Here is a 23,508-nt window from a genome sequence, read left to right as displayed (position 1 = left end):
CATTTTAGTTGTGGAATTATTACCCTATGAAAAAAGAAACGCAGATCATCAGTGTCGGACGTGACAAAAAATGGACCAAGGGGGTCATCAATCCGCCTGTTTTTAGAGCATCAACCATGGTTTTCGACACCATGGAAGAGATGCGATTCGCAACCAAGAATAGAGCAAAAGGCGAGATGTTCTATGGTCGACGTGGTGGACCAACTCATTTTGCTTTTCAGGCTGCCATTGCCGAACTTGAAGGCGGTGTTGGCACTGCGCTATACCCATCAGGATCCGCTGCAATTAGTGGCGCTCTACTCTCATTTCTAAAGTCCGGCGATCATCTGTTAATGGTCGACACTGCCTATGAACCGACTCGGGATCTATGCAATAAGCTGTTGGCAGGGTTTGGCATCGAGACCACCTATTATGATCCCATGATAGGCGAAGGGATCAGGGAGCTTATCCAGCCCAATACCAAGGTGTTGTTCTTAGAATCTCCAGGATCCATCACCATGGAGATCCAAGATGTACCGACATTAGCCAAGATTGCACATCAGCACAAATTAATTGTGATGTTGGATAATACGTGGGCTTCCCCCATTAACTCACGTCCTTTCGATATGGGCGTTGATATCTCTATCCAAGCTGCCACCAAATATATTGTTGGCCATTCTGATGTCATGATGGGTACGGCAACCGCCAATGAAGCACATTGGGATCAGTTAAGAGAAAACAGCTACCTAATGGGTCAATGTACTTCACCCGATGATGTCTATCTGGCCAGTCGAGGCCTAAGAACACTGGCCGTTCGTATGCAGCAACATGAACGAAATGCTCTTAAAGTGGCTAACTGGCTACAATCTCGCCCCGAAGTGGACCATATCAGGCATCCAGCCTTTGACACCTGCCCAGGTCATGAGTTTTTTGAGCGTGATTTTACTGCAGCTAATGGTTTGTTCTCTTTTGTACTAAAAGAGGGAGATCTCACTTCTGTCACGGCACTGGTTGAAAACATGCAACACTTTAAGATGGGCTTTTCTTGGGGAGGTTTTGAAAGTCTGATCTTAGGGGTATTTGGCATCGACAGACTCAGAACAGCAACAAGTTGGGATAGTAGTAAGCCGCTTATTCGTTTGCATGTGGGTTTGGAACACCCTGATGATTTAATTGCCGATTTAGAAGCTGGTTTCGCACGATTTAATCAAGCGCTCAAATAATACCATCAGTAAAATTTTAACGACGGATGAAACCTGGAAACCTGCATCGAGGTTTCGTCCATCAGCACTCAATACAGTGAGTCCAGAGTAAGGGGCCGCCAAGCTCATCAATTACCCCATCTATCAAGGTTACAGCAGCATTATCCTGACACAGGTATAACTGCTCAAGTAGAGTGTCATCAAACTCGATGTTTCTCTCAGTTAACGTTGAAATAAAATCCACAGGCGTATTAATGTCTGCTGACAGATGAGGCATAAAATGAAATGGGGTAACACCTAGCGCAGACAAGTTATCTAAGCCAACACCATTACTGTCACCACACAGAGGTGCACTTTCTATCGAGGGTGTCATGATCATCGCCCCGGCACTCACACCAATCAGCGCACCGCCTGCCATTACGTTCTCTCGCAAGCGTGGTATAAGCCCTCGGTGCTGTAACCCTTTTAAGAACCTGAAGGTATCACCGCCAGCCAAATGGATCACATCGCAACAGAGCTGTTCAACGAAAGCAGTTTCATCGAAACCAGTTTCAAGTTCTAAATAGTGTTCTAACCTTGCACCAAGATTTTTATAAAGCACTTGAGTCTGGCGAAAATAGTGTCTATCAGGTTCTGGCTCCGAAGCAATATAACCGACTTTTACAGCCCTTTTTTGCAAAGCTGCTAACACTTGCTTAATCGCGTTAATACCATTTGTTGATGAGGGGTCACTGAGTAGAGCGAGCTTCATACTTCACAATTTATTGAATATAATGTAGAACCAGATTAGCTAGCCCGATAATACCTGGCAAGACTTTTATTAATAAACAGCATAGAAAGATATTTTATTTCTTTCTATGCTGTTTTATTTACATTTTTTTGTTAGCCTAACACTAGAATTTTTATCCAAGCAGCGCTTGTATTCACAAGCCCTTTTTAGCTGCAATTCATACGTTATTTTTTGGAAGCATCTCTTATGTTATCTCGGCCTCAACAATTAATTCCTATCGGACTTGCTTGCTTTTTGCTTTCAACCAACCTTCAAGCAAAATCTGATTATCAAGCTATAAGCAATAATTTCAAGCAGCAATTCCACAAACAGCTCAAAAAAAATGGTGTACCCGGTGGTGCATTTGTGATCATCGAAGATAGTAAAATACTGAAAATGAGCACATACGGAAAACGGAAAAAAGACGGTTCTTTAAACGTAAATAAGGACACTGTTTTTCGTCTAGCCTCGGTATCGAAAACCTTCGCAGGTACCTTAGCGACAATGTTGGTTCATGAGGATAAGTTCAGTTGGGAAGATCCTCTAACTCAGTACATGCCAGAGTTTATGCTTGCCGATAAAATCGCAACTGCACAAATAAACCTGGGTCATTTAATCGGTCAAAGCACTGGCCTAATGCCAAACAGTTACGATAACATTCTTAATGCCAACGGTAAGTTAAAAAAAATCATTCCCCAATTTTCTAAACTCACTCCCATGTGCTCTCCAGGAGCTTGTTACAGTTACCAAAATATCGCTTTTTCATTTATACAACCCGTTATCGAACAGCAAACAGGAAAGAGCTATTCAAACTTGGTTGAAACACGCATTTTCACCCCCTTAAAGATGGACACTGCTTCTATCGGTATGGAAGCTTTCTTAGCAACAAATAACCGTGCAAGCCCTCATGTTAAAACCCGTTCTGGCTTTAAAAAGGTCAGAGTTAAAGCTAACTATTATCAAGTTGAACCGGCAGCCGGCGTTAATGCCAGTATCACCGATATTTCAAAATGGTTAATTGCCAACTTAGGCAATAATCCCAAGGTATTAAGCCCTCAGCTGCTCCATGACATCAAGGAACATGGAGTAAGAACAAGTAAAGAGTTGAGGCGCCGTGAATGGCGAACTTACCTCAAAGATGCGCATTATGGTAAAGGCTGGAGAGTTTATAATTTTGAGGGAGAGGAACTGGTATACCATGCTGGCTGGGTCGCCGGTTACGTGGCTGAGGTTGCTTACTCCCCTCGCCTGAAAATAGGCATGGCGATGTTACTCAATGGCGAATCCCGCGTGATTGCGGAACTCGGGGCTGAATTTTGGCACAAAGTAATAAAACAAGAAAAACTCGCATCGAGTAAAGGCAGCTCAGGAAGATAAATGAGTACAATCAAGACGACGACTTCTTAAGCTGTATTAGTCTTGATCTCTCAAAGGCCACAAGACGATGTGATCTTCCATGTATTTGATATTTGTTTCACATTTCACTTTATTTTGAGTCGACATTCCAGCTTGATGCATGGCCTCTTTTGACCCCGTATTTAATGGGTGCCAAGAGGGTAAATCCCGCCCTAAATGCAGACGTCTATAGGCACAGCTATCAGGAAGCCAAGTTAACTCACCGACATTATCGACTGTCACTTGAGTACACAAAGGAACAAAGTTGAAACGATCTTGGTAGTGAACACAATGTCCCTCTTGATGATCTAGTAACTTACACGCTGCATTGGTGTAATAAAGCTCTTCCGTTTCATCATCGATCAATTTATTTAAGCAGCACTTACCACACCCATCACACAAAGACTCCCATTCGAGGGCGTCCATCTGAAATAACGTTTTTTCTTTCCAAAATGACATAATTTAATTTCTACAAAAAAGCCTACTTCCGCAGGCTATTTTACACTAGTCAACTGATACAAAGAAGTCACGGTTGATGAACATGAGAAGGGATCAGTTGATTTCAGAATACTTGATCCGCTCAGAAAGATAAGCAACTGATAACGCATGGTAATCTGAATTCATTCGTTTTATCAATGTGCGGTAATTATCATAAATAAGATAAGCCCGGCCTTTAGAGCCATCTGGAATAATCAATGAAACCAACATATCATCACGTTTTGGCAATACATTGCCGTTATAGCGGGTTATTCCAAGTTCAGTCCATTGAGAAAACGTATTGCTAATAGCACTCGATGAATGTTTTTCATCAAAATTTTCGGGGAGTAGCACTTGTCTTCCCCAGGTTTCTTTACCTTTCCATCCCACCAATTTCAAATAATTAGCGAGTGAAGCAAACACATCTTGAGGATTATTCCATAGATCTTTTTTACCGTCAGCATTGCCATCTTGAGCGTAAGTAAGATATTGACTAGGTAAAAATTTAGGTTGTCCCAACAAACCTTTAGATGAACCTAGCAGTTCATTGACTTGCAAAGATTCTTGTTCGAGGATTTTAAGCGTAGCAAAAAACTCATCTTTATATTCATCGTGCTCGGGATTTTCATAGGCTCGTGAGGCTACCACAGACAGCAACGGATACTGACTCGTATCGGCGCCAAAATCAGACTCTAATCCCCAAAGTGCAAGAATAAATCTTGGCTGAACTCCATATTCTAACCCTATTGCCTCAAGCTCTGTCTTATATTGCTTATAAAAGGTTCTGGCTTTTTCAACTTTCCATTCTGGGACACGTTCAGGAATATAGGTATCTAACGAAGATGCCTCCTTAAATGGAGCTTTATTGGTATCTTGTGCCGTTCTAAACAACTTGATGTCAGGAAAACTAGACTCAATGGTCCTCTCGTCTATGCCAATCTCTTTGGCTTCATCTTTAAGTGTAGAAAGGTAATGGTTAAAACTAAGTTTCAATTTGCTTTCTTGCGCCAAAACAGTTTGCTGGAAACCAAAAACGAGCACAAATGTGGCACTAATGGCCCCGAGATTCTTCCCTGTCATTTTGTATCCCTAAATTAAGCTAATCTTTTATCTTAACTAATCTCTACTATAGCCAATTTCACGCTTGTGCTCCTCGAGTAAGTTGACCAACGGCGGAGGTAGTTGCAAGTAGTAACCTTTATCAGCCAATTCAGTCTTTACTTTCTCAATATCGGCAAAACCCAAATGATCTCGCTTCATCAAAGGCAATACCATTACAAGCTCTGGCGTACCAAACATCTCAAGTAATGCTTCTGGAACACGTTCAAATTCATTACGTTTTTCAACGAATAGATAACTATCTAGCTTACGTCGACTCTTATATACTGCACAGATCATATACTGTCCACTTTCCTGCTATTCAACTTGCCTCAGACTGAGTCACACTATAACATGGACAACTATTAATATAATGCATATCAGTATCAAGTCTGATTATTTTTTATAAAGAGCAAGGCCATAATGCAGACTCCAAGTCTAGAGTTAAAAGGCTCATCATTTACACTCTCAGTGCTCCATATTAACCAGGTTGATTTGGAAAAGGTGACCATTGAACTGGACAGTAAATTGGCTATTGCGCCACAATTTTTTATTGGTGCTCCACTGGTGGTTAATCTAGGTCGCATTAAAGATACTGAGTATAATCTAGCAGCACTTAAAGATCTGCTCATATCCAGACAATTAGTCGTTGTAGGTATCACCGCAGCGATTAATGCTATTTCAGCTCAAGCTAAATCCCTTGGACTTGCTATCATAAAATCTGGTAAGCAATCACAAACCCAGCCTCTTTTACCTAAAACCACTAAGATAGTGAAACAAAATGTACGTTCAGGGCAGCAAATTTATGCTAAAGATGGTGACCTTGTGATTGTGGGTACCGTAGGTAATGGCGCTGAAGTGATTGCCGATGGCAGTATTCATATTTATGGTAACTTACGTGGTAAGGCCATGGCTGGCGCTTCTGGTGACAAGCATGCGGTTATTATCGCGCGCGCTTTAGAAGCAGAACTCGTCTCGATAGCAGGTCAATATTGGCTTGCTGAAAATATTCAGCTCAACAGCACAACGAAAGGTGGCTGTGTTCGTCTCGAAGGTGAATCTCTTACCATCGAAGCTCTGCCACTTTAAAGACAGCACACAAGGAAATAATTAGAAATGACACAAATAATTGTTGTCACCTCAGGTAAAGGCGGCGTAGGTAAAACCACATCTAGTGCCGCTATTGCGACAGGTTTGGCATTAAAAGGACATAAAACTGTCGTTGTTGATTTTGATATCGGACTACGTAACTTAGATCTCATCATGGGTTGTGAACGCAGAGTCGTTTATGACTTTGTTAATGTAATCAATGGTGAAGCTAATTTAAATCAAGCATTAATCAAAGATAAACGTTGCCCTAATCTGTTTGTTTTACCAGCATCTCAGACGCGCGATAAAGATGCGTTAACCAAAGAGGGCGTAGGTAAGGTGTTATCTGATTTATCCAAAGATTTTGAATTTATTATCTGTGACTCTCCTGCTGGTATAGAAACAGGCGCTATGATGGCGCTCTATTTCGCAGACATTGCCATCGTTACCACTAACCCAGAGGTAAGTTCGGTACGTGATTCAGACAGAATTTTAGGGATGCTACAGAGTAAGTCAAAGCGTGCAGAAGAGGGCTTAGAACCAGTAAAAGAATATCTATTACTCACTCGATACTCCCCTGCCCGCGTCACCACTGGTGAGATGTTAAGTGTTGAAGATGTTGAAGATATCTTAGCTATACCGCTTATTGGTGTGATCCCTGAATCATTAGCTGTTCTAAAAGCATCTAACTCGGGTGTGCCGGTTATCATGGATCAAGAAAGTGATGCTGGTAAAGCTTATAGCGACAGTGTTGACCGCTTATTAGGCGAGGAACTGCCGATGAGATTTGTCACTGAAGTAAAAAAAGGTTTCTTAAAACGGATATTTGGTAGCTAATTATGTCATTACTCGATTATTTTAAAAGCAATAAAAAGCCGTCCACAGCAGTGACAGCCAAAGAGCGTTTACAAATCATCGTTGCACACCAGCGAGGTGAACGTGATGCACCAGATTATTTTCCTCAAATGAAACAAGAGATTATTGAGGTGATAAAAAAATATGTGCATATCGACCCTGAACAAATCACCGTTCAATTAGATAAAAACGATGATAAGTTATCAGTACTTGAACTGAATGTGACCTTACCTGAAAAGTAAGCGTCCCTTTATTCAGGTAAAAATAAACCCCGACTTTTAGCTAAAAGTCGGGGTTTATTTCTTTATACATAGTACAACAAAACTACAGTGACAAGGCCGTTAACGGCGTTGATACTAAAGTTTCGCGCCAGCCAGATAATAGCAAAGGCTTATCCCCTACTTTACCGGCCCACAACCACTCTAAGTACTCATGAATATGACGTTTAGAGCCGAGTAACTCAATCGGGACCTCGTGCTCCTCACTCGCAGTCGTCAGGCACTGTTTAATGGTCTTAAATGCGCTTTTATAACCTGTTTTAAGTGCCAAGACATCAATCGCCTCTGGCAAGTTGTCTAAGTCTGCTGTGGCTAATAGGCCGATAAGTTCTTTACCATGAACACGTTTTTCCTGTTCAGTCAGCTCAATCATCTTATACAGTTCAGTGGTATTCTTAGGTTGTCTCTTTGCCAAGCCAATCAAGGCATGATCTTTAACTACAAAACCAACAGCCAAATCACGTGCTAATGCTTTTGATAAGCGCCATTTAGCCAACACTTTCAGATAAGCCAACTGTTTTGGTGTCAATTGAAATGCGTTCTTAATTCGTAAATAAGCCAGCTCAATGTCCGGTGGAGATAAGCGGCCTTGGGTCATACGCTCACCCTCTTCGAACACCCAATCCATTCTATTTTGCTCCTTTAGCTTTGCAACAAGCTGTGGGTAAAGCTCAAAGAGATAGTAGACATCATTAGCGGCATAATTCAGCTGAGCTTCACTTAAGGGGCGTTTCATCCAATCGGTACGAGACTCTCCTTTATCAAGAGGTATATTCAGGGTTTGCTCTACAAGTTTCGCGTAACCTAGCCCATGCCCAAACCCGCATAAAGCTGCGGCTATTTGACTATCAAATAGTTTTACTGGCTGACATTGACCATTACGAGCAAAGACCTCTAAGTCTTCACTGCAAGAGTGTAAAATAGTGATAATTTCAGGCTCTTTTAACAAGCTCCAAAATTCGGAAAGATCGCTAACAGCCACAGGGTCGATTAACGCTAATGTTTTGCCATCATAGGCTTGTATCAAGCCAAGACGGGCATAAAAAGTACGGGTACGAACAAATTCAGTGTCCAATACCAGTAAACTACTCTCCCTGTATTGTGATACAAGGTTGGCTAGGCTCGCATCATCATCTATATATTGAAACGTTAACAAAATGTTCTCCTGACAATAGAACGCTATGAAAAAATGAAAAGCCGGCGTTAAGCCGGCTTGAGAGTGATATGACCCAAGTTTCTTGCGTCAATCAGGACAAAATAATTAAGCTGACTTAACTTCATCCCTCAGCTCTCTACGTAGAATCTTTCCTACGTTCGATTTCGGTAGCTCTTCCCTAAATTCTACCAGCTTAGGCACTTTATATCCCGTTAAATGCTGTCGACAATGGGTGATGAGATCTTGTTCGGTTAAAGATTTATCATTTTTAACGACAAACACTTTAACGAGTTCACCAGAAAGCTCATTGGGAACACCAACGGCTGCGACTTCAACCACTTTGGGATGCATAGCCACAACCTCCTCGACCTCGTTAGGAAATACATTAAAACCGGAGACCAAAATCATATCTTTCTTACGATCGACAATAAAGAAGTAGCCTTTCTCATCCATATAACCGACATCACCAGTAGCTAGATATCCCTGACCGTCAATGACATTGGCCGTCTCTTCTGGTCTTTGCCAGTAACCTTTCATGATTTGAGGGCCTTTGGCAAATAGCTCTCCAATTTCACCTTGAACCAACACTTTACCGTCATCATCCCGAACTTGAATATCGGTCATAGCGACAGGAAAACCGATTGAACCGTTATAGCCTTCAAGGTTATATGGGCAACATGTCACTAGCGGAGCAGCCTCGGTTAACCCATAACCTTCTAGTAACTTGGTCTTAGTAATACTTTGCCACTTATCTGCCACAGCACGCTGTACAGCCATGCCACCGCCAATCGAAAATTTAAGCTGAGAAAAATCCAGTTCTTTAAATTCATCTGAGTTAACCAGAGCATTAAAGAGGGTATTCACACCCGTTACTGCTGTATAAGGGTGCTTCTTCAACTCACCGATAAACGCAGGCATATCTCTAGGGTTAGTGATCAACAAATTGTTTGCGCCTTTATGCATAAAGAGCAAACAGTTCACTGTTAGCGCAAAAATATGGTAAAGAGGTAATGCTGTAACAACAAACTCTTTGCCATCAACAAGCAATGGAGAATATGCCGCATCAGCCTGTAACAGATTGCTGACGACATTATGATGACTAAGCATCGCCCCTTTTGAGACTCCTGTAGTCCCCCCTGTATATTGCAAGAAAGCAAGATCATCGGTCACAAGTTTGGGTTTCACATATTGCATACGGCGGCCTTTATTCAAGGCTTTTCGCATCGATATCGCATGTGGAAGATGGTATTTAGGCACCATCTTCTTGATATATTTAACGACAAAGTTAACTAAAGTACGTTTAGGTGCGCTGAGCAAATCACCTAATCCAGTTAAAATTACGCTTTCCACGCAGGTCTGTTCAACGACTTTTTCAAGTGTATGGGCAAAATTAGATACCACAACAATCGCTTTGGCACCTGAATCATTTAATTGATGCTTTAATTCACGCGGTGTATAAAGCGGGTTTACATTGACGACAACCATGCCTGCTCGCAATACCCCAAAAAGTACAATCGGGTACTGCAATAAATTTGGCATCATGATGGCGACTCTGTCACCTTTCACCAGCTTAAGCTCGTTTTGTAAATAAGCCGCAAAAGCGCGACTACGCTCTTCAAGCTTACGGTATGTTAGTGTCGCACCCATATTAACAAATGCAGGCTGATCGGCATATTTAGATACTGAAGTCTCGAACATATCCACAAGCGAATCATATCGATTAACATCAATCTCGTTTGGCACGTCATGCGGTAAGTTATCAATCCAAAGTTGTTCCACAAATCTCTCCTAAAAATCCCCACACTCAGCGGATACAGAAACATACTCTCTGTAAAAAGTTTGCTAAAACAATAAGCAAAACACTGACTAAATTTATTATTTTGTTTACACCAGATTCATACAGGCGTTTTAATTTTGAACATCATCACATAAATAGAGTAAAAATCCTAGTCTCTTTTCCCTATCAATACTTGATACTCCCTTGCGAGGTTCACATATTTAGGTTGCTGGCTATTATCCCAAAAATTGTCTAATCTGACCTGCTACCTCGTTAGCATTTTCCATGTGTAAATGGTGATCGCCATCAAGTTCTACGCAAATAAGTTGATCAAACCAAGCTTGTGCCTTTGGCAGTTGTTGGTTTATTTGTGAAAACCCCTTAGCTCCCGTTATCAATAAGGTATTACCTGCATGCTCTGTCATCAAGGCATCGACCTGCTCAAATGTCAGTCTTAAGGGTGAGTCTAACTTCAACCTAGGATCACTACGCCAGCTAAAACCAGTAGAACCCAGTGTTTCATTCGGTTGCATATTGCGCTCAACAAGCAGACGACACCACGACTCCCCAAGGCCTGTTAACCTCATTCTTGCTTTAACGGCAATCTCGATGGACTCATAGACAGCAGGAGCAAGATCCTTTTTCTTTAGATAAAGCGCGTGATCCCTAAAGCTATTACGTAATCTTTTATTATTCTTAGACGCCGATTCATACAGAGGGCTAATCGCCTCAATCAACACCAACTTATCCACTCTTTCAGGAAAAGCAGCCACATAAGCCGAAGCAACAATGCCACCAAGTGAATGACCAATAATCGCGACTGGCTCCAGCTCACCAGACAGCTGTTCCATCAAAAGTTCCAGATCGTATAGGTAATCAATCCAATGCAGCGGATATAAGCCTGGTCGATGCTCCGACCCTCCGTGACCCGGCCAATCGATCGCCAATACTTGAAATTCTGTTAGTTGCTCTGCTAAAGGGGCAAAACTATTGGCGTTATCTAACCAGCCATGTAATGCCAGTAGCAAGGGCTTATCCGACGCCCCCCAGAGTCGACCTGATAAACGAATATGAGGGAGTTGAAACTCAACCTCATTTTCGGGGGCGCAAGATTGCCACATATAGCCTCTTCTGTCAGTTGATTATTGAGTATTTTTAACAAACTTTAATGTCATGCGATCACTTTCACCTATCGCAAGATATTTAGTTTGATCTACATCCTCTAAAGCCAGACGTGGCGGTAGAGTCCAGACTCCTTTCGGATAATCTTTGGTATCTTTGCTATTCGCATTCACTTCGGATTTGGCCACTAAGGTAAACCCTACTTTCTCTGCTAAAGCAATCACTTCTGCTTCATCCATATAGCCCGTTTTAGCATCCATGCCCGCATTGGCTCTGTGCTCAACAATGCCAAAAGTTCCACCGGGTTTGAGTACCTTAAAAGTTGACTCAAACACAGGTTCCAAATAGCCCTTCATCGCCCAGTTATGCAGATTTCTAAAAGTAAGCACAGTATCAACACTCTCATCACGACCCAAAACATAATGGGTTGGTGGGTCGAAGGTCACTGTAGTGGCTTTTCCAACTTGGGATTTGTGCTCGTTCAACCAAGCTTCAAACTTTTTACCAACAGTGGCGCGGTATCCCGTACGCTTTTTCTCATCAAGGGGATTAGTATCAAAATTACCCGCCACATATTGCCCCTCCATCGCAAGGTAAGGTGCTAACACTTCGGCGTACCAGCCGCCACCTGGCCACAGTTCAACTACGGTGTCACTAGGTTTAACATCAAAGAATGTTAGGGTTTCCAGAGGATGGCGGTATCTATCACGATCAACGTTTTTATCTTGCCTAAAATCGCTCTTAACCACTTGATTCAATGTTTTGACTTCATGCCCATTATCGTGAGCAAATCCACTCACGCTACATGTGGCGCTCAATAGAATACTGGCCAAAAGAGTTTTATTTTTCATTATCGCTTCCCTGTAAAATATTTTAAATGAGTTGCAACAAGGTAACAGAAAAATAAGGGGAAGAGACAAAACCTATAGCCAGATAAAGGTATAGAACTGGATGAAATTATGTAAGAAAACGTTAATGGCAGGGCTAATATCTAGCTTTTCGCTGCTGCCCTATCGACTCGACGCCAGCATAGGAAAATCATCGAGGCACTTACGGCTAACCAAATAAACACCCAAATCCATGCAGGGATCCAAGTTTGTAACGCCAACATTGAGGCATCGCCTTTACCGCTAAGCCCTAATAACACTGTTGGACTTGCGAGTGCATTGAGCATGATCATCAGCGCCATTATTCTGAGCCCGCTACTCATAAATCGGTTTTGATTAAGTTTAAGCGGTAATAGAAACAGCACAGCTAGACAAGCGAGTATTGAGATGGTCAATATATCTCGTCCCCAAAGAATTGCGGTCAACACAACAGCCGATCCAAGAAAAGCAAAGCTAATGCGTATCCCCTTTGGCCAGGTCGCCAAAATGAAGATCAAATACCCCCAAAGTGCAGCGCCAAAGTAGCCACTAAAACCAATCACAACAGGCCATCCACCTTGGCTAAAACACAAACCCGCACCATTAGGGAACAACTGAATATGGCTGACACTTCCCCCCGTTAATATCGTCGCTAATCCATGAGAGAGCTCGTGAAAATAACTTTCTAGCCATTTAAATGGCACACTAATAAAAGGCAGTCGAGTGATAAGAAAGGCAAACATGAGTTCGAAGAAAAATCGGCTTCGAGATGGCGCTCCACTGCTGTTCAGCGCTTTAGGCTCTACAGTATTGGCAGAAAGATTATGCATAAGTATCAATACCGACCATTTGCTGGATCTCTTCACGAGCAGCAGCATGTTCATTAGCAAGATAGTGAGCAACGGCCCCGTCACTCCCTTGCAGGGCTCGCTCATATTCAAGCTTAGCCCCTAAACGCGATTCTAACTGCTCAGGTGTGGTCTGTTCAAAGAGCTGAACTTCGAGCTGGGAATCAACATCATCCCGGTTTACGCCAACTGATTCAATTTGGTTACTATCTAGCCCTTGGCTTCTCTTCGCACGTTCAACCTGTTGGGCAGCATCAATGCTTGAGTTAGGTTTTATGTTTGGACTAGGGGTATTTGAGCTGAGTACACTTGATGAGTGAGCCTGAGAGGTACCAAAAATATTCTGTTGAACTTGCATTATTTACCCTCCTTCATCATAACACTCAGCAAAAAAATAAATCGTTTGAGACAATTTACTCTCGCCCTGGCAATTTTTTCCAAGTAACCGTATCACGAACATAAACAGGCGCCAAGTCATCGACTGACGTTGACAGACCCTGAGTATAACCCTGTTTCGCTAAGCTCAACATAGATTTAGCATCAGGAAACTGTATCTCTTGGGCTAGCGTTATGTTTTCACACAGGTCAAGTAGCTGAGGATAGGTTTCAAAACCGGTTCCACATGCGACAATCGGTAAACTCTTATCTAACGCTAAGGTCGCTAAATTTGGTGCTGTCACAATCTCGCAGCCCACTAACTCAGCAAGCCCATTACTGAAAACAAACTGACCCCAATAGATCTCGCCCATTCTAGCATCAATCGCACTAATAACCTGCACGGCACCTTGATGATCAAACACCGTCTGCGCCATCGTTTGCAAAGCAGATAGACCAATAACGGGGATATCTTGGCCCAAGGCTAAACCTTGAGTCATGCTGGTACAAATTCGAATACCGGTAAAACTGCCCGGGCCGCGTCCATAGGCAATAAGATCGACATCGGACAATGAAATGTTAGCTTGAGATAACACACTATCAACCATAGGCAGTATGCGCTGGCTATGTTCGCGAGGCACAATGGCTAACGCTGAAAAAATCTGGCCGTTAACGCTTAAAGCTGCCGAACAAGATTCGGTACAAGTGTCCAATGAGAGTATGGTGAGCTCATCAGGGTTTTTCTGTATATCAGTCATCTAATACCACAAACAATAAGGCTAATGTCACATCCCACAACTCTAAGAGTTGCAACACGGTATGTTTACTTGCTCTGAAAACATCGAGCAAAGTGAATAGTGGATTATAACCTAACTGTTATTCACGCAAAACGTGTCATCGCATTAATTTAAAAAAAACCAATAAACTGAATACAAAACACACAAAGAGCAGACATATTTCGATTAATATTGTTTTGACATATCGTTGTAGCGCAAGAAATTCATCATCCATTGAGTAAATCGTTTTTCATCAATCACATGAGATAAAGATTCAATTCCCTTTTCAATACGCTGAGCTGGGATCCTGTCCCGCCGAGCGTTCATCAGATCTTGTGAATAGATCTTACTAAATTCAGGGTGTCCCTGAATACCGAGGAAGTGATCGTTTATCTGTATCATATAAAAAGGGCAAAAATCACTGCTTGCAATGATCTCAGTGTCTTCAGGCAACACTGTCACTTGATCTTGATGACTCACCACCAAAGAGAGCTTCTCAATATTGCAATCCATCCAAGGTTTATGCAGAGTGATCGCCGATGTCGCTACGCCAACCCCCCAACCTTTTGGTGACTTAACCACTTCACCTCCCAACGCTTTAACCATCATCTGATGACCAAAACAAATCCCGATTAACTTCTTTTTATAGGCATAGAGCGTTGCAATATATTGTTTGAACTGGAGCACCCAAGGTTCATCATCATTGACGCCATAGCGGCTTCCTGTAGTAATATACGCCTCACAATCATCCACTGAATTTGGATAGTCGCCATCAATAACGCGATAAACAACAAACACCAGTTCCCTATCGAGATCCTCAAACAAACGAGTAAACATCTCAGGATAATTTCCATGTTTAGCTTGCAGAGCTGCGGTGACATCATCGCATTGCAAAATACCAATTCTCATCTCCCCCCTCCTTCCGTGAAAAAAACGCTGCTTACTAATACCCTATTTCAACTTGCCTTTAACCGCATCCTTAAAGAGCAATGAGTACTCAATATCGGTTAATAAGATAGGGTTTCCTGCACAAGCGGCATCTTTGACTGACATTTTACCCACTAAAACCGCATCATCTATATTGATCCCGATTTCAGCTAAGGTATGAGGAATATTAAGCTGTTCCCTCAAGGTTAATATCCAAGACAAAAAGCCAGTAAAAGTGGCATCATCTAACTCAAGGTAACGCGACAATCGAATGATTCTGTCCTCTATAACACTGCGATTTCGTGTCAGTACATAGGGCATTAAAATCGCGTTCAATAATCCATGATGCTTGTTATACAAGGCGCCAAGACTATGCGCTATGGCATGCATCCCCCCTAAACCACGTTGAAAACTGGTGGCTCCCATACTTGATGCCACCAGCATCTGAGTTCGCGCTTCAATGTCCTTGCCATCGGCAACCGCTCTAGGAAGGTAATGTTTAATTAACCGTATCCCCTCAATAGCAATACCCTCTGCCATTGGATGATAAAATGGTGCGCAATAGGCTTCGAGGTTATGGGACAAAGCATCTAAGCCTGTTGCCGCGGTAATATGAGGTGGCAAACCTAAGGTCAATAGAGGATCCAACAACACACTCGCCGGTAACATATTTGGGTGAAAGATAATACGTTTTATATGATGAGACCCGTCGGTATCAGTGATCACCGACGCCCGCCCCACTTCAGATCCCGTCCCTGCAGTAGTTGGCACGGCGACCACCGGAAGCATCAAGTTTTCTTCTATACGGGTCCAGTTATTACCGATATCTTCGGTGCTCCATAAAGAGAGCTTTTGTTTCGCTATCATGGCTATCGCTTTTGCCGCATCTAAACTCGATCCTCCACCAAAAGCCACCACCCCATCGAAACCTCCAGCATTTAAAAACAGAGCGCCATCTCGCACATTCTGCCCGGTGGGATTGCCCTGAATATCACTAAATGTCTTCGCTTCCAATCCTGATTTCCTGCAATAACCTACCGCTTCTTTAACCATCGGCAGCGAGACTAAACCGGGATCGGTGATCAACAACACTTTAGTCATATTAAGTGCTTTGCAGCGCTCACCAAGTTGAGCTAAACAGCCTTCACCCACCGTAATGGCCGTGGGGAAATTCCAACTTGCATGTAAATCCATCTATTACTCCTTTTAGATCTAACTATCTTTAGATCTAAACATGCTTAATATGAAAGGACTTAGGTCGAGTCAGCTGCTCAAACCCTAATTGAGACAGGGTGCATCCTCGTCCCGACTGTTTTACTCCAGTCCAAGCCAACGCGGGATCTAAGTAATCACAGCGGTTAAGGAAAAAAGTGCCCGTCTCAACCCGATCACCTAACTCAAGGCCTAACTCAAGATCTTGGCTGAAGATACTGGCAGTTAAGCCAAAGTCACTGTCGTTCATCAAGTTGATCGCTTCATTATCACTCGACACTTTCATTATCCCAACCACTGGACCGAACGATTCTTGTGTCATCACGCTCATAGAGTGATCCACCTGGGTCAATATCTGTGGCGCAAGATAAGGCGTTCCTTGTTGGCTCATCGGAAACAGAGCTTCATCTATATGCGCTATGGCTCCTTTTGCAAGGGCATCAGCTATCTGTTCTCTGACAAAGTCAGCGGCTGAAACTCGCACCATAGGTCCTAACGTGACACTTGGATCATCTGAACGGCCCAGCTGATATTGTTTGGTTAAGGTTACGGCCTTAACGACAAACTCATCATAAACCTTATGATGAACATAAATACGCTCAACACCACAGCAAGATTGACCTGAATTGAAAAAAGCACCGTCAACTAAACTCTCAACGGCACGATCAATATCCGCATCTTCACGGACATAGGCGGGATCTTTCCCTCCGAGCTCCAGACCCACACCGATGAAGCGACCACTCGCCGCTTGTTCCACCATTTGGCCACCGTAGACAGAACCTGTAAATGCCACATAACTAATCTGCTTATTCGCAATGAGTTTGGCGGTATTGACATGACCCATGTGCAGATATTGAAACACCCCCTCAGGAAGCCCCGCATCACTAAATGCCTGATACAAACGCTCGGCACACAATGGTGTCTGAGCAGAATGTTTAAGGATCACGCAATTTCCCGCCAACAAAGCTGGAATAATGGCATTTATCGCGGTTAAAAAAGGATAGTTCCAAGGTGCGATCACCAAAACAACACCTAATGACTCACGCTTTATATAACGGGTAAAGCCAGGTTTATTCTCAAGTTTGATATCCGCTAATGCTTGCTCGCAGATGTTAATCATATAGTCACTGCGCTCTTCGACACCAGCAAGTTCACCAGCACAGTAGCGTATCGGCCGTCCCATCATCCAGCTCAGCTCCTTCGCTATTTCATCTTTATGACTCAATAGCTGCTCGATGGCTTTTTTACACAGCGCTTTACGCTGCGCAAGTGAAGTTCGTTTCCAACTTGCCTCTGAACGGTTATAAGCTAAAGATGCTTGTTCAACACAGGCTAATACCTGATGTTCGTCAGCAAGGCGGCGGCTGACAAACACACTGCCATCAATTGGCGAGAGGGTTTGCTGCATCTCTGTTTTCGAAGGTGATCCCATAAATAACGATACTCCACTCTTACAATGTCTGATTAATGGCTAACACACTTAGGCTTATAGCCTAGATAATCTCGAAATATCGCTCCATTTCCCAGTCCGTGACATGCTTTCTAAACTCACGTTCTTCCCATTCTCGACTGATGGCGTAGTGCTCGACAAATGTTTCACCAAAACAACTTTTAGCGGCAGCAGACTGCTTAAATCGCTGCGCTGCATCCCACAAGGTAGCGGGAAGCGCCAATGAAGCATCATGGGTCTGTTCATAGGCGTTACCCTTCACCTGTGGTTGCGGTTCTAACTCATGTTCTATGCCATAAAGGCCACTGGCCAATGCAGCAGCAAGCGCAAGATAGGGATTGGCATCAGCAGCGCCCAGTCGATACTCAACCCGCTGAGATGACGCTGAACCTGGAATGACCCGAAGGGCAGTGGTTCTGTTTTCGACCCCCCATGTGGCATCAGTAGGCGCCCAGAACCCCGGGATCATACGAGAATAACTGTTAATAGTTGGCGCTATCATGCAGAGGAATTCAGGCATCAAGGTCTGTTGACCAGCTAAGAAATGCCGCTGTACCTTGCTCATACTGTGAGTCTGACTTGGATCATAAAAAGCAGAGGTGCCATCTTTGTTTTGCAGTGACAGATGAATATGACCACTTTGCCCTGGGTAATCCCCTGACCATTTGGCCATAAAAGTCGCCATCAAGCCCTGTTTCTGAGCCAGTACTTTCATGAAGGTTTTAAATAACGCGCCTTTATCGGCAGCGGCTTCGGCATTATCGACGGCTATTGCGGCTTCAATCACGCCAGGGCCTGTTTCCGAATGGATCCCTTCGATAGGAAAATCCATGGTTTCTGACATCGACAAAATAGCTTGATAAAGATCAGAGTGAACAGAGTTGCGGATCATAGAATAACCAAACCAATCGGGAGTAATAGTGTCTAAGTTGCGGAAGTTCTTTTCACGGATTGATTTAGGGGTTTCGTTAAACAGAAAAAACTCATACTCCAGCGCTGCAAACGCATTAAAACCCATACTGTCGGCTTTCTCAATCACACGCCTTAATGTACCTCGAGGACACACAGCTTCGGCTTCTTCAGCAAACTCGGCGATAAACAGCAACATCCCCTCTTCACCAATCACATCACGACAGGTATGGGGCAAGATTCTGACCGGTGCATCGGGATAACCCGTATGCCAACCTGTGTATTTGGCATTGTCGTACAGCTGATCTCTGACATCCCAACCCAGAATCACATCACAAAATGCAAACCCTTTATCTAGTGAAGCTATAAACTTTGACTTAGACATATACTTGCCGCGCATCACCCCATCATTATCAAACAGACCGACCTTAATATGGGCCAAGCCACGCTCCTCAATGATGGCAATAGCATCGGCAATGCTCTTAACCTGTCTTGCTTCCATATTAGCGCTTCCTTATTATTATTTTTGTTGCTTGCTAGAAAAGTCACACACTAGCAAGCATAGAGTGTTACTTAAGTTCTGACTCGGCGGAGGCGATCATGTCGAACTCCTCCTCTGGTGCTGAGGCGACCAATCGATGACGACTATAGAAAACAAAGTAGGTCACCATTAACAGATAGAAGACTGCTGACCACATCGCAGCCTGAAGGCTGACCACAAAGGTTGATGCAAGGGCGACGAGTGAGAGCACTAAAGCAATAGATGAGGTGAAGATGCCACCAGGCGTTTTATAGGGACGTTCAAGATCAGGCTCTTTTTTACGCAGCAAAATATGTGACAAACTCATCATGGCGTAGGAGATGGTGGCCCCAAACACTGCCATGGTGATCATTAAGTCCCCCTCTCCAGTGAGCGATAACAAAAAGCCCAATACTCCCGGTACAATCAAGGCCCAAACAGGTACTTTACGTTTGCCTGACAACGAAAGAAAACGTGGTAGGTAGCCGGCACGAGACAAGGCAAAAACTTGACGAGAATAAGCATAAATAATGGAGAAGAAACTGGCAATAAGGCCAAACAGCCCCACAATATTGACAAACTTAGCAGCAAAAGAATCCAGACCATAAACCGACTGTAGTGCCCCCACTAACGGCGCACCATGGTTTTTCATCGCTTCGGCGCCTGCGCCTCCAGGAGCAAGCAATAACACGGCAGCAGCAAATATAATCAGCACTAACATGGAGGCGATAATCCCTTTGGGCATATCTTTCGCTGGATCCGTCGCTTCCTCTGCCGCTAGAGGTACTCCCTCTACCGCAAGAAACAACCACATAGCAAATGGCAGTGCCGCCCAGATCCCCATATAACCTTCAGGAAGAAAGCTACTGGAGCCAGCAACATCAGGGTTTGCCGCAATATCGAACAAGTTAGCAGAGTCAAAATGCGGCACCATGCCCACTGTAAAGACACCGATAGCAATGACAGCCAGCAAGGTGATCCCCATCATGATCCGTAGCGCTTCACCGGCGCCCCACAGATGCAAACCTACAAACACAATATAAAAAGCGGCGTAGACAATGGGTCCATCGATCCCGACGAGTTCACTAACATAGCCACCAATAAAAATGGCGATAGCGGCAGGTGCAATAGCGTATTCGAGCAAAATCGCCGTGCCTGTTAGAAATCCGCCCCAAGGACCCATAGCGCGACGCGCAAAGCTGTATCCGCCTCCCGCCGTCGGCAGTGAAGATGACATCTCAGCCAGACTTAACACTAGGCAGATATACATTAAGCCCATCACCAAAGTGGCGATAAGCATTCCGCCAAAACCGCCAAGCTCCAGACCAAAGTTCCATCCGGCAAAATCTCCCGAAATAACGTAGGAGATCCCGAGACTGGCCAGCAGTACCCATCCAGCGACGCCCTTTTTAAGTTGACGTTGGCTCATATATTCATCGGAAACAGCTTCATACTCGATGCTTTTATTTTTTGTTTTAAGTGCACTTTTTTGTATTTGTTCTTGTGACATGACATTTCCCTTTATCTTAGTTTTCGAAATGACCCGGTTAATTCACTATCAATGAGTACCTGACCAAACCTAATAGCCTCCTGGCTTAACGACAACAACAATCATTTGTACTAACGCTGTAGTATTAATAATTTTAATGTTACCCACTTTGACTAAAGTAGGGCCTGACTCTTTCCTTCTATATTTAACAGTTAAAGAACTAGCCGATATCAATGCTGGCTAGCAACCATGGCAGGTCTTTTTCAAGTTCAGGCAGGAAACACTGAGACATAATTTGACAACTATCTCTGGCCATCTCCTCCGGCAAATCGCCCAATTCATGACGTCGGCACACTAAGGTCAATCGACGTTTGAAACCATCATTGCTTGGAAGCGGTTCACACCTTACTTGCTCTAAAGCGATACCACTCTGATACAGACATAGCGGTGTAGTGATGGTCCAACCTAAACCTGAGGCCACCATAGAAAGCACGGCAAAGGTATTATCCAACTGCAGCCTCATGGAGGGCTCAACTCCAAGTCGTCTTAAATATCTTTCTATGCTGGTACCAATTAAAGAATCACTGGTGTAACGCACGAAATCTAACTGCTGAAGTAAACGATGAATATCGTTAATTGAGCTGAGGTTTTCATGTTCCCACTTAACACCTAAGGGCACGACTAACACGAAGGGCTCACTTAAAATCGGATAACGACAGAGGTTGTCACTGTCCTCAAGGGCATCATCTGAAATAATAATATCAACCTGGCGTGACACCAACGCATCGGCATGCATATGAGAGCGACCCGTTGTTAAGGACCAATTCTCAGTTCGTCTCTTAACAACATCGATAAGAGGCTTACCTAAAGAGGTCACTAAGGAATCGACCATGGCGATACGGACCAAGTGAAGTTGCTCAAATGTCCCTTGAGTAAATACCTTCTGAGTTTGTTCTGCTTGCGAAAGAAGATGGCTAGATTGATCGAAAAAATAGCGCCCAGCAATCGTTAATCCGAGTGGACGAACACTGCGATCAAGCAATTCGACCTTGAGGTTTTTCTCCAACATAGATAGGGTCTGAGAGACTGAAGACTGCGTTAATCCTAATCGCTTCGCCGTCTCTGTCATGCTGCCGGTTTGAGCTGCGATGACAAACACTTGCAGACCTTTTAAATCAAAATCGAATGTTCGCACCGCTAACCCTATTATACCCTTAGGTATTAACATCATTAAAAGTATTGTTAAACAAAAACATGCCATGAAAGATGCGAAGTTAGAAGCTTTTTAAACAACAAACTCACATTAACATGCCCTCAACAGGCTACAACCCGCTGTGTTACACTAGGTTAATTACCCAGCATGCGAGTTAAAACCAGCGAAATATACTGGTGACATACTCAGTAATATCGGCCAATATAAGCAGCTAGTAATTTAGCTTTCCCCCACTGACACTCGATTTACCGACCTATTCCCTATTAACCATATGTCATTTTGGTTGAGTCAAGGTGGCGCCTTAATGACGCGTAAAGTCAGTTAATTTGAGTGATTTGTTTTATATTGAGAAACATGAGAATTTTACGGAGCAAGAGATGAACGCAGCAGGTCCAAGAATTGTTATCATAGGTGGCGGTGCAGGAGGATTGGAGTTAGCAACTCAGCTCGGTCATAAGCTAGGCAGAAAAAACCGTGCGCAAATAATCCTTGTCGATAGAAACCGTACCCACATCTGGAAACCCTTGCTCCATGAAGTTGCAACGGGTTCACTGGACTCCGACTTAGACGGAGTGGTGTACTCAGCCCATGCTGCCAAGCATGGTTATCAATTTCAATTAGGCACCTTTTGCGGCTTAGATGCCGAAGCAAAACAGATCATTATGGCTCCTATTGCCGACGAATCAGGTCATACCATTCTGCCTGAGCGTCAAATCCCATATGATAAGTTGGTCATTGCCATTGGCAGTATCAGCAATGATTTCAATACTCCCGGCGTGAAAGAGCACTGCTTCTTCCTCGACTCTCATCAACAAGCAAATCGTTTCCACAACGCACTACTTGATAGTTTTACTCGAATTCATCAATCAGAGACCATCGGTCAACTTAATATTGCCATCGTTGGTGGCGGCGCCACTGGTGTTGAGCTGTCAGCGGAGTTATATCATGTGACCGAGATGCTTAAAATCTACGGGCTAAGCAAGATGACCGCCGAAAAGCTCAATATTCACCTTATAGAAGCAGGTCCACGTATCCTGCCTGCACTACCTGAACGCATTGCAGATTCAGCAAGACGAGAGTTAATTAAGCTTGGCGTTAACGTCATGGAAAATACCCGCATCAGTGAAGCTACTTCTGAAGGATTTGTGACCTCTGAAGGGGAGTTAATTAAAGCGCATCTGATGTTATGGGCTGCTGGTGTTAAAGCACCTGACTTTATTAAAAGCATCGGTTTTTTTGAACTTAACCGTGCCAACCAGATAATGGTAAAACCAAGCTTGCTCAGTACGGTCGATGAATCAATCTACGTCATCGGCGATTGCTGTGCTTGCCAACAACCAAATGGTAGCTTCGTACCACCTAGAGCACAATCGGCGCATCAGATGGCCGAATGTGTTGAGAAAAACCTTATCCACGAGCTCAATGGTGAGCCACGAGAAGCCTATACGTATGTCGACCACGGCTCATTAGTTAACCTTTCACGTTACAGCACCGTCGGAAGCTTAATGGGGAATCTGAGCAAAAGCAGCATGTTCATAGAGGGAAAGATAGCCAGACTGGTGTACATCTCTTTGTATCGTATGCACCAAAGGGCGATTCACGGCAGTGTGAAAACCTTCGGTCTATGGATTGCTGAAAAAGTGATGCGTGTTGTCAGACCTAGAATGAAGCTTCACTAGATTTGAATATGACACTAACGCTAAATTAGTATCATCAAAATGCTTCC

The 23,508-nt window shown here is 43.6% G+C and carries 23 protein-coding genes; 6 read left to right on the top strand and 17 right to left on the bottom strand.

Annotated features, from left to right (window positions below):
• Positions 1–26 precede the first annotated feature (26 nt).
• Positions 27–1,202 carry a cystathionine beta-lyase gene (locus tag HWQ47_RS11745; protein WP_269971298.1) on the top strand — a complete coding sequence of 392 codons (1,176 nt, stop codon included), beginning with the start codon at positions 27–29 and terminating at the stop codon, positions 1,200–1,202.
• Between the two features lie 61 nt (positions 1,203–1,263).
• Here the strand turns inward: HWQ47_RS11745 and HWQ47_RS11740 are convergent, their stop codons facing one another.
• Positions 1,264–1,932, bottom strand: a complete 669-nt coding sequence (locus HWQ47_RS11740; protein WP_269971297.1) for a Type 1 glutamine amidotransferase-like domain-containing protein — start codon at positions 1,930–1,932, stop codon at positions 1,264–1,266.
• A gap of 225 nt (positions 1,933–2,157) precedes the next feature.
• Between HWQ47_RS11740 and HWQ47_RS11735 the strand changes: the two genes are divergently transcribed.
• On the top strand, positions 2,158–3,327 hold the full coding sequence (locus HWQ47_RS11735; RefSeq protein ID WP_269971296.1) for a serine hydrolase domain-containing protein: 1,170 nt from the start codon (positions 2,158–2,160) through the stop codon (positions 3,325–3,327).
• A gap of 36 nt (positions 3,328–3,363) precedes the next feature.
• On the opposite strand, the gene HWQ47_RS11730 is transcribed toward HWQ47_RS11735, so the two are convergent.
• From HWQ47_RS11730 to HWQ47_RS11720, 3 genes are all read right to left on the bottom strand, one after another.
• Positions 3,364–3,804: a YcgN family cysteine cluster protein gene (locus HWQ47_RS11730; protein ID WP_269971295.1), complete on the bottom strand. Its 441-nt coding sequence runs from the start codon at positions 3,802–3,804 to the stop codon at positions 3,364–3,366.
• 93 nt (positions 3,805–3,897) lie between these two features.
• Entirely contained in the window at positions 3,898–4,902 is a 1,005-nt protein-coding gene (locus HWQ47_RS11725; protein ID WP_269971294.1) for a lytic murein transglycosylase, read from the bottom strand.
• A gap of 36 nt (positions 4,903–4,938) precedes the next feature.
• A complete protein-coding gene (locus HWQ47_RS11720; protein ID WP_269971293.1) occupies positions 4,939–5,220 on the bottom strand; it encodes a YcgL domain-containing protein in 282 nt (93 codons plus the stop codon).
• A 123-nt stretch (positions 5,221–5,343) separates the two neighbouring features.
• Here HWQ47_RS11720 and minC point away from each other — a divergent pair, with 123 nt between their 5' ends.
• The 3 genes from minC to minE are packed head-to-tail and all read left to right on the top strand — an operon-like array spanning position 5,344 to position 7,106.
• Positions 5,344–6,009 carry a septum site-determining protein MinC gene (gene minC, locus HWQ47_RS11715; RefSeq protein WP_269971292.1) on the top strand — a complete coding sequence of 222 codons (666 nt, stop codon included), beginning with the start codon at positions 5,344–5,346 and terminating at the stop codon, positions 6,007–6,009.
• Between the two features lie 27 nt (positions 6,010–6,036).
• Positions 6,037–6,846 carry a septum site-determining protein MinD gene (gene minD, locus HWQ47_RS11710; RefSeq protein WP_269971291.1) on the top strand — a complete coding sequence of 270 codons (810 nt, stop codon included), beginning with the start codon at positions 6,037–6,039 and terminating at the stop codon, positions 6,844–6,846.
• 2 nt (positions 6,847–6,848) lie between these two features.
• Positions 6,849–7,106: a cell division topological specificity factor MinE gene (gene minE / locus HWQ47_RS11705; protein WP_269971290.1), complete on the top strand. Its 258-nt coding sequence runs from the start codon at positions 6,849–6,851 to the stop codon at positions 7,104–7,106.
• Between the two features lie 82 nt (positions 7,107–7,188).
• Here the strand turns inward: minE and rnd are convergent, their stop codons facing one another.
• The 13 genes from rnd to HWQ47_RS11640 form a co-directional block, all read right to left on the bottom strand.
• The gene (gene rnd / locus HWQ47_RS11700; RefSeq protein WP_269971289.1) at positions 7,189–8,298 is read right to left on the bottom strand and encodes a ribonuclease D; all 1,110 of its coding nucleotides are present in this window, start codon (positions 8,296–8,298) and stop codon (positions 7,189–7,191) included.
• Positions 8,299–8,403: 105 nt separating this feature from the next.
• Positions 8,404–10,077 (bottom strand): long-chain-fatty-acid--CoA ligase FadD, encoded by a 1,674-nt coding sequence (gene fadD, locus HWQ47_RS11695; protein ID WP_269971288.1) that lies wholly within the window; start codon positions 10,075–10,077, stop codon positions 8,404–8,406.
• A 234-nt stretch (positions 10,078–10,311) separates the two neighbouring features.
• The gene (locus tag HWQ47_RS11690) at positions 10,312–11,196 is read right to left on the bottom strand and encodes an alpha/beta fold hydrolase (RefSeq protein ID WP_269971287.1); all 885 of its coding nucleotides are present in this window, start codon (positions 11,194–11,196) and stop codon (positions 10,312–10,314) included.
• 21 nt (positions 11,197–11,217) lie between these two features.
• Positions 11,218–12,048: a class I SAM-dependent methyltransferase gene (locus tag HWQ47_RS11685; protein ID WP_269971286.1), complete on the bottom strand. Its 831-nt coding sequence runs from the start codon at positions 12,046–12,048 to the stop codon at positions 11,218–11,220.
• A gap of 140 nt (positions 12,049–12,188) precedes the next feature.
• Positions 12,189–12,893 (bottom strand): M50 family metallopeptidase, encoded by a 705-nt coding sequence (locus tag HWQ47_RS11680; RefSeq protein WP_269971285.1) that lies wholly within the window; start codon positions 12,891–12,893, stop codon positions 12,189–12,191.
• Entirely contained in the window at positions 12,886–13,269 is a 384-nt protein-coding gene (locus HWQ47_RS11675; RefSeq protein WP_269971284.1) for a hypothetical protein, read from the bottom strand. Before HWQ47_RS11675 ends, HWQ47_RS11680 begins: the two co-directional genes overlap by 8 nt.
• Positions 13,270–13,324: 55 nt before the next feature.
• The gene (gene tsaB / locus HWQ47_RS11670; protein ID WP_269971283.1) at positions 13,325–14,044 is read right to left on the bottom strand and encodes a tRNA (adenosine(37)-N6)-threonylcarbamoyltransferase complex dimerization subunit type 1 TsaB; all 720 of its coding nucleotides are present in this window, start codon (positions 14,042–14,044) and stop codon (positions 13,325–13,327) included.
• 204 nt (positions 14,045–14,248) lie between these two features.
• The gene (locus HWQ47_RS11665; RefSeq protein WP_269971282.1) at positions 14,249–14,971 is read right to left on the bottom strand and encodes a glutamine amidotransferase-related protein; all 723 of its coding nucleotides are present in this window, start codon (positions 14,969–14,971) and stop codon (positions 14,249–14,251) included.
• Positions 14,972–15,013: 42 nt separating this feature from the next.
• Positions 15,014–16,183, bottom strand: coding sequence for an iron-containing alcohol dehydrogenase (locus HWQ47_RS11660; RefSeq protein WP_269971281.1), 1,170 nt, complete (start codon positions 16,181–16,183; stop codon positions 15,014–15,016).
• A 34-nt stretch (positions 16,184–16,217) separates the two neighbouring features.
• Complete coding sequence (locus HWQ47_RS11655; protein ID WP_269971280.1) at positions 16,218–17,633, bottom strand: aldehyde dehydrogenase family protein; 1,416 nt, start codon at positions 17,631–17,633, stop codon at positions 16,218–16,220.
• A gap of 61 nt (positions 17,634–17,694) precedes the next feature.
• Positions 17,695–19,062 (bottom strand): glutamine synthetase family protein, encoded by a 1,368-nt coding sequence (locus tag HWQ47_RS11650; protein WP_269971279.1) that lies wholly within the window; start codon positions 19,060–19,062, stop codon positions 17,695–17,697.
• A 67-nt stretch (positions 19,063–19,129) separates the two neighbouring features.
• Positions 19,130–20,590: an ethanolamine permease gene (gene eat / locus HWQ47_RS11645; protein WP_269971278.1), complete on the bottom strand. Its 1,461-nt coding sequence runs from the start codon at positions 20,588–20,590 to the stop codon at positions 19,130–19,132.
• Positions 20,591–20,789: 199 nt separating this feature from the next.
• A complete protein-coding gene (locus HWQ47_RS11640) occupies positions 20,790–21,764 on the bottom strand; it encodes a LysR family transcriptional regulator (RefSeq protein ID WP_269971277.1) in 975 nt (324 codons plus the stop codon).
• Between the two features lie 395 nt (positions 21,765–22,159).
• Between HWQ47_RS11640 and HWQ47_RS11635 the strand changes: the two genes are divergently transcribed.
• Complete coding sequence (locus HWQ47_RS11635) at positions 22,160–23,461, top strand: NAD(P)/FAD-dependent oxidoreductase (RefSeq protein ID WP_269971276.1); 1,302 nt, start codon at positions 22,160–22,162, stop codon at positions 23,459–23,461.
• Positions 23,462–23,508: the final 47 nt, after the last annotated feature.

It is taken from the genome of Shewanella sp. MTB7 (assembly GCF_027571385.1).
Taxonomy (GTDB): domain Bacteria; phylum Pseudomonadota; class Gammaproteobacteria; order Enterobacterales; family Shewanellaceae; genus Shewanella.
Note: the sequence above shows the minus strand (reverse complement) of the source record. Positions and strands in the feature narration are given on the sequence as shown.

What these genes read in the sequence shown, in the direction of transcription:
- HWQ47_RS11720 (WP_269971293.1), bottom strand. Translation starts at nt 5,220, where the DNA reads ATGATCTGTGCAGTATATAAGAGTCGACGTAAGCTAGATAGTTATCTA.
- minC (WP_269971292.1), top strand. Translation starts at nt 5,344, where the DNA reads ATGCAGACTCCAAGTCTAGAGTTAAAAGGCTCATCATTTACACTCTCA.
- eat (WP_269971278.1), bottom strand. Translation starts at nt 20,590, where the DNA reads ATGTCACAAGAACAAATACAAAAAAGTGCACTTAAAACAAAAAATAAA.
- minD (WP_269971291.1), top strand. Translation starts at nt 6,037, where the DNA reads ATGACACAAATAATTGTTGTCACCTCAGGTAAAGGCGGCGTAGGTAAA.
- HWQ47_RS11665 (WP_269971282.1), bottom strand. Translation starts at nt 14,971, where the DNA reads ATGAGAATTGGTATTTTGCAATGCGATGATGTCACCGCAGCTCTGCAA.
- HWQ47_RS11650 (WP_269971279.1), bottom strand. Translation starts at nt 19,062, where the DNA reads ATGGAAGCAAGACAGGTTAAGAGCATTGCCGATGCTATTGCCATCATT.
- minE (WP_269971290.1), top strand. Translation starts at nt 6,849, where the DNA reads ATGTCATTACTCGATTATTTTAAAAGCAATAAAAAGCCGTCCACAGCA.
- HWQ47_RS11690 (WP_269971287.1), bottom strand. Translation starts at nt 11,196, where the DNA reads ATGTGGCAATCTTGCGCCCCCGAAAATGAGGTTGAGTTTCAACTCCCT.
- HWQ47_RS11685 (WP_269971286.1), bottom strand. Translation starts at nt 12,048, where the DNA reads ATGAAAAATAAAACTCTTTTGGCCAGTATTCTATTGAGCGCCACATGT.
- HWQ47_RS11745 (WP_269971298.1), top strand. Translation starts at nt 27, where the DNA reads ATGAAAAAAGAAACGCAGATCATCAGTGTCGGACGTGACAAAAAATGG.
- HWQ47_RS11725 (WP_269971294.1), bottom strand. Translation starts at nt 4,902, where the DNA reads ATGACAGGGAAGAATCTCGGGGCCATTAGTGCCACATTTGTGCTCGTT.
- HWQ47_RS11680 (WP_269971285.1), bottom strand. Translation starts at nt 12,893, where the DNA reads ATGCATAATCTTTCTGCCAATACTGTAGAGCCTAAAGCGCTGAACAGC.
- HWQ47_RS11675 (WP_269971284.1), bottom strand. Translation starts at nt 13,269, where the DNA reads ATGCAAGTTCAACAGAATATTTTTGGTACCTCTCAGGCTCACTCATCA.
- HWQ47_RS11635 (WP_269971276.1), top strand. Translation starts at nt 22,160, where the DNA reads ATGAACGCAGCAGGTCCAAGAATTGTTATCATAGGTGGCGGTGCAGGA.
- HWQ47_RS11730 (WP_269971295.1), bottom strand. Translation starts at nt 3,804, where the DNA reads ATGTCATTTTGGAAAGAAAAAACGTTATTTCAGATGGACGCCCTCGAA.
- HWQ47_RS11655 (WP_269971280.1), bottom strand. Translation starts at nt 17,633, where the DNA reads ATGGGATCACCTTCGAAAACAGAGATGCAGCAAACCCTCTCGCCAATT.
- HWQ47_RS11660 (WP_269971281.1), bottom strand. Translation starts at nt 16,183, where the DNA reads ATGGATTTACATGCAAGTTGGAATTTCCCCACGGCCATTACGGTGGGT.
- tsaB (WP_269971283.1), bottom strand. Translation starts at nt 14,044, where the DNA reads ATGACTGATATACAGAAAAACCCTGATGAGCTCACCATACTCTCATTG.
- HWQ47_RS11740 (WP_269971297.1), bottom strand. Translation starts at nt 1,932, where the DNA reads ATGAAGCTCGCTCTACTCAGTGACCCCTCATCAACAAATGGTATTAAC.
- HWQ47_RS11735 (WP_269971296.1), top strand. Translation starts at nt 2,158, where the DNA reads ATGTTATCTCGGCCTCAACAATTAATTCCTATCGGACTTGCTTGCTTT.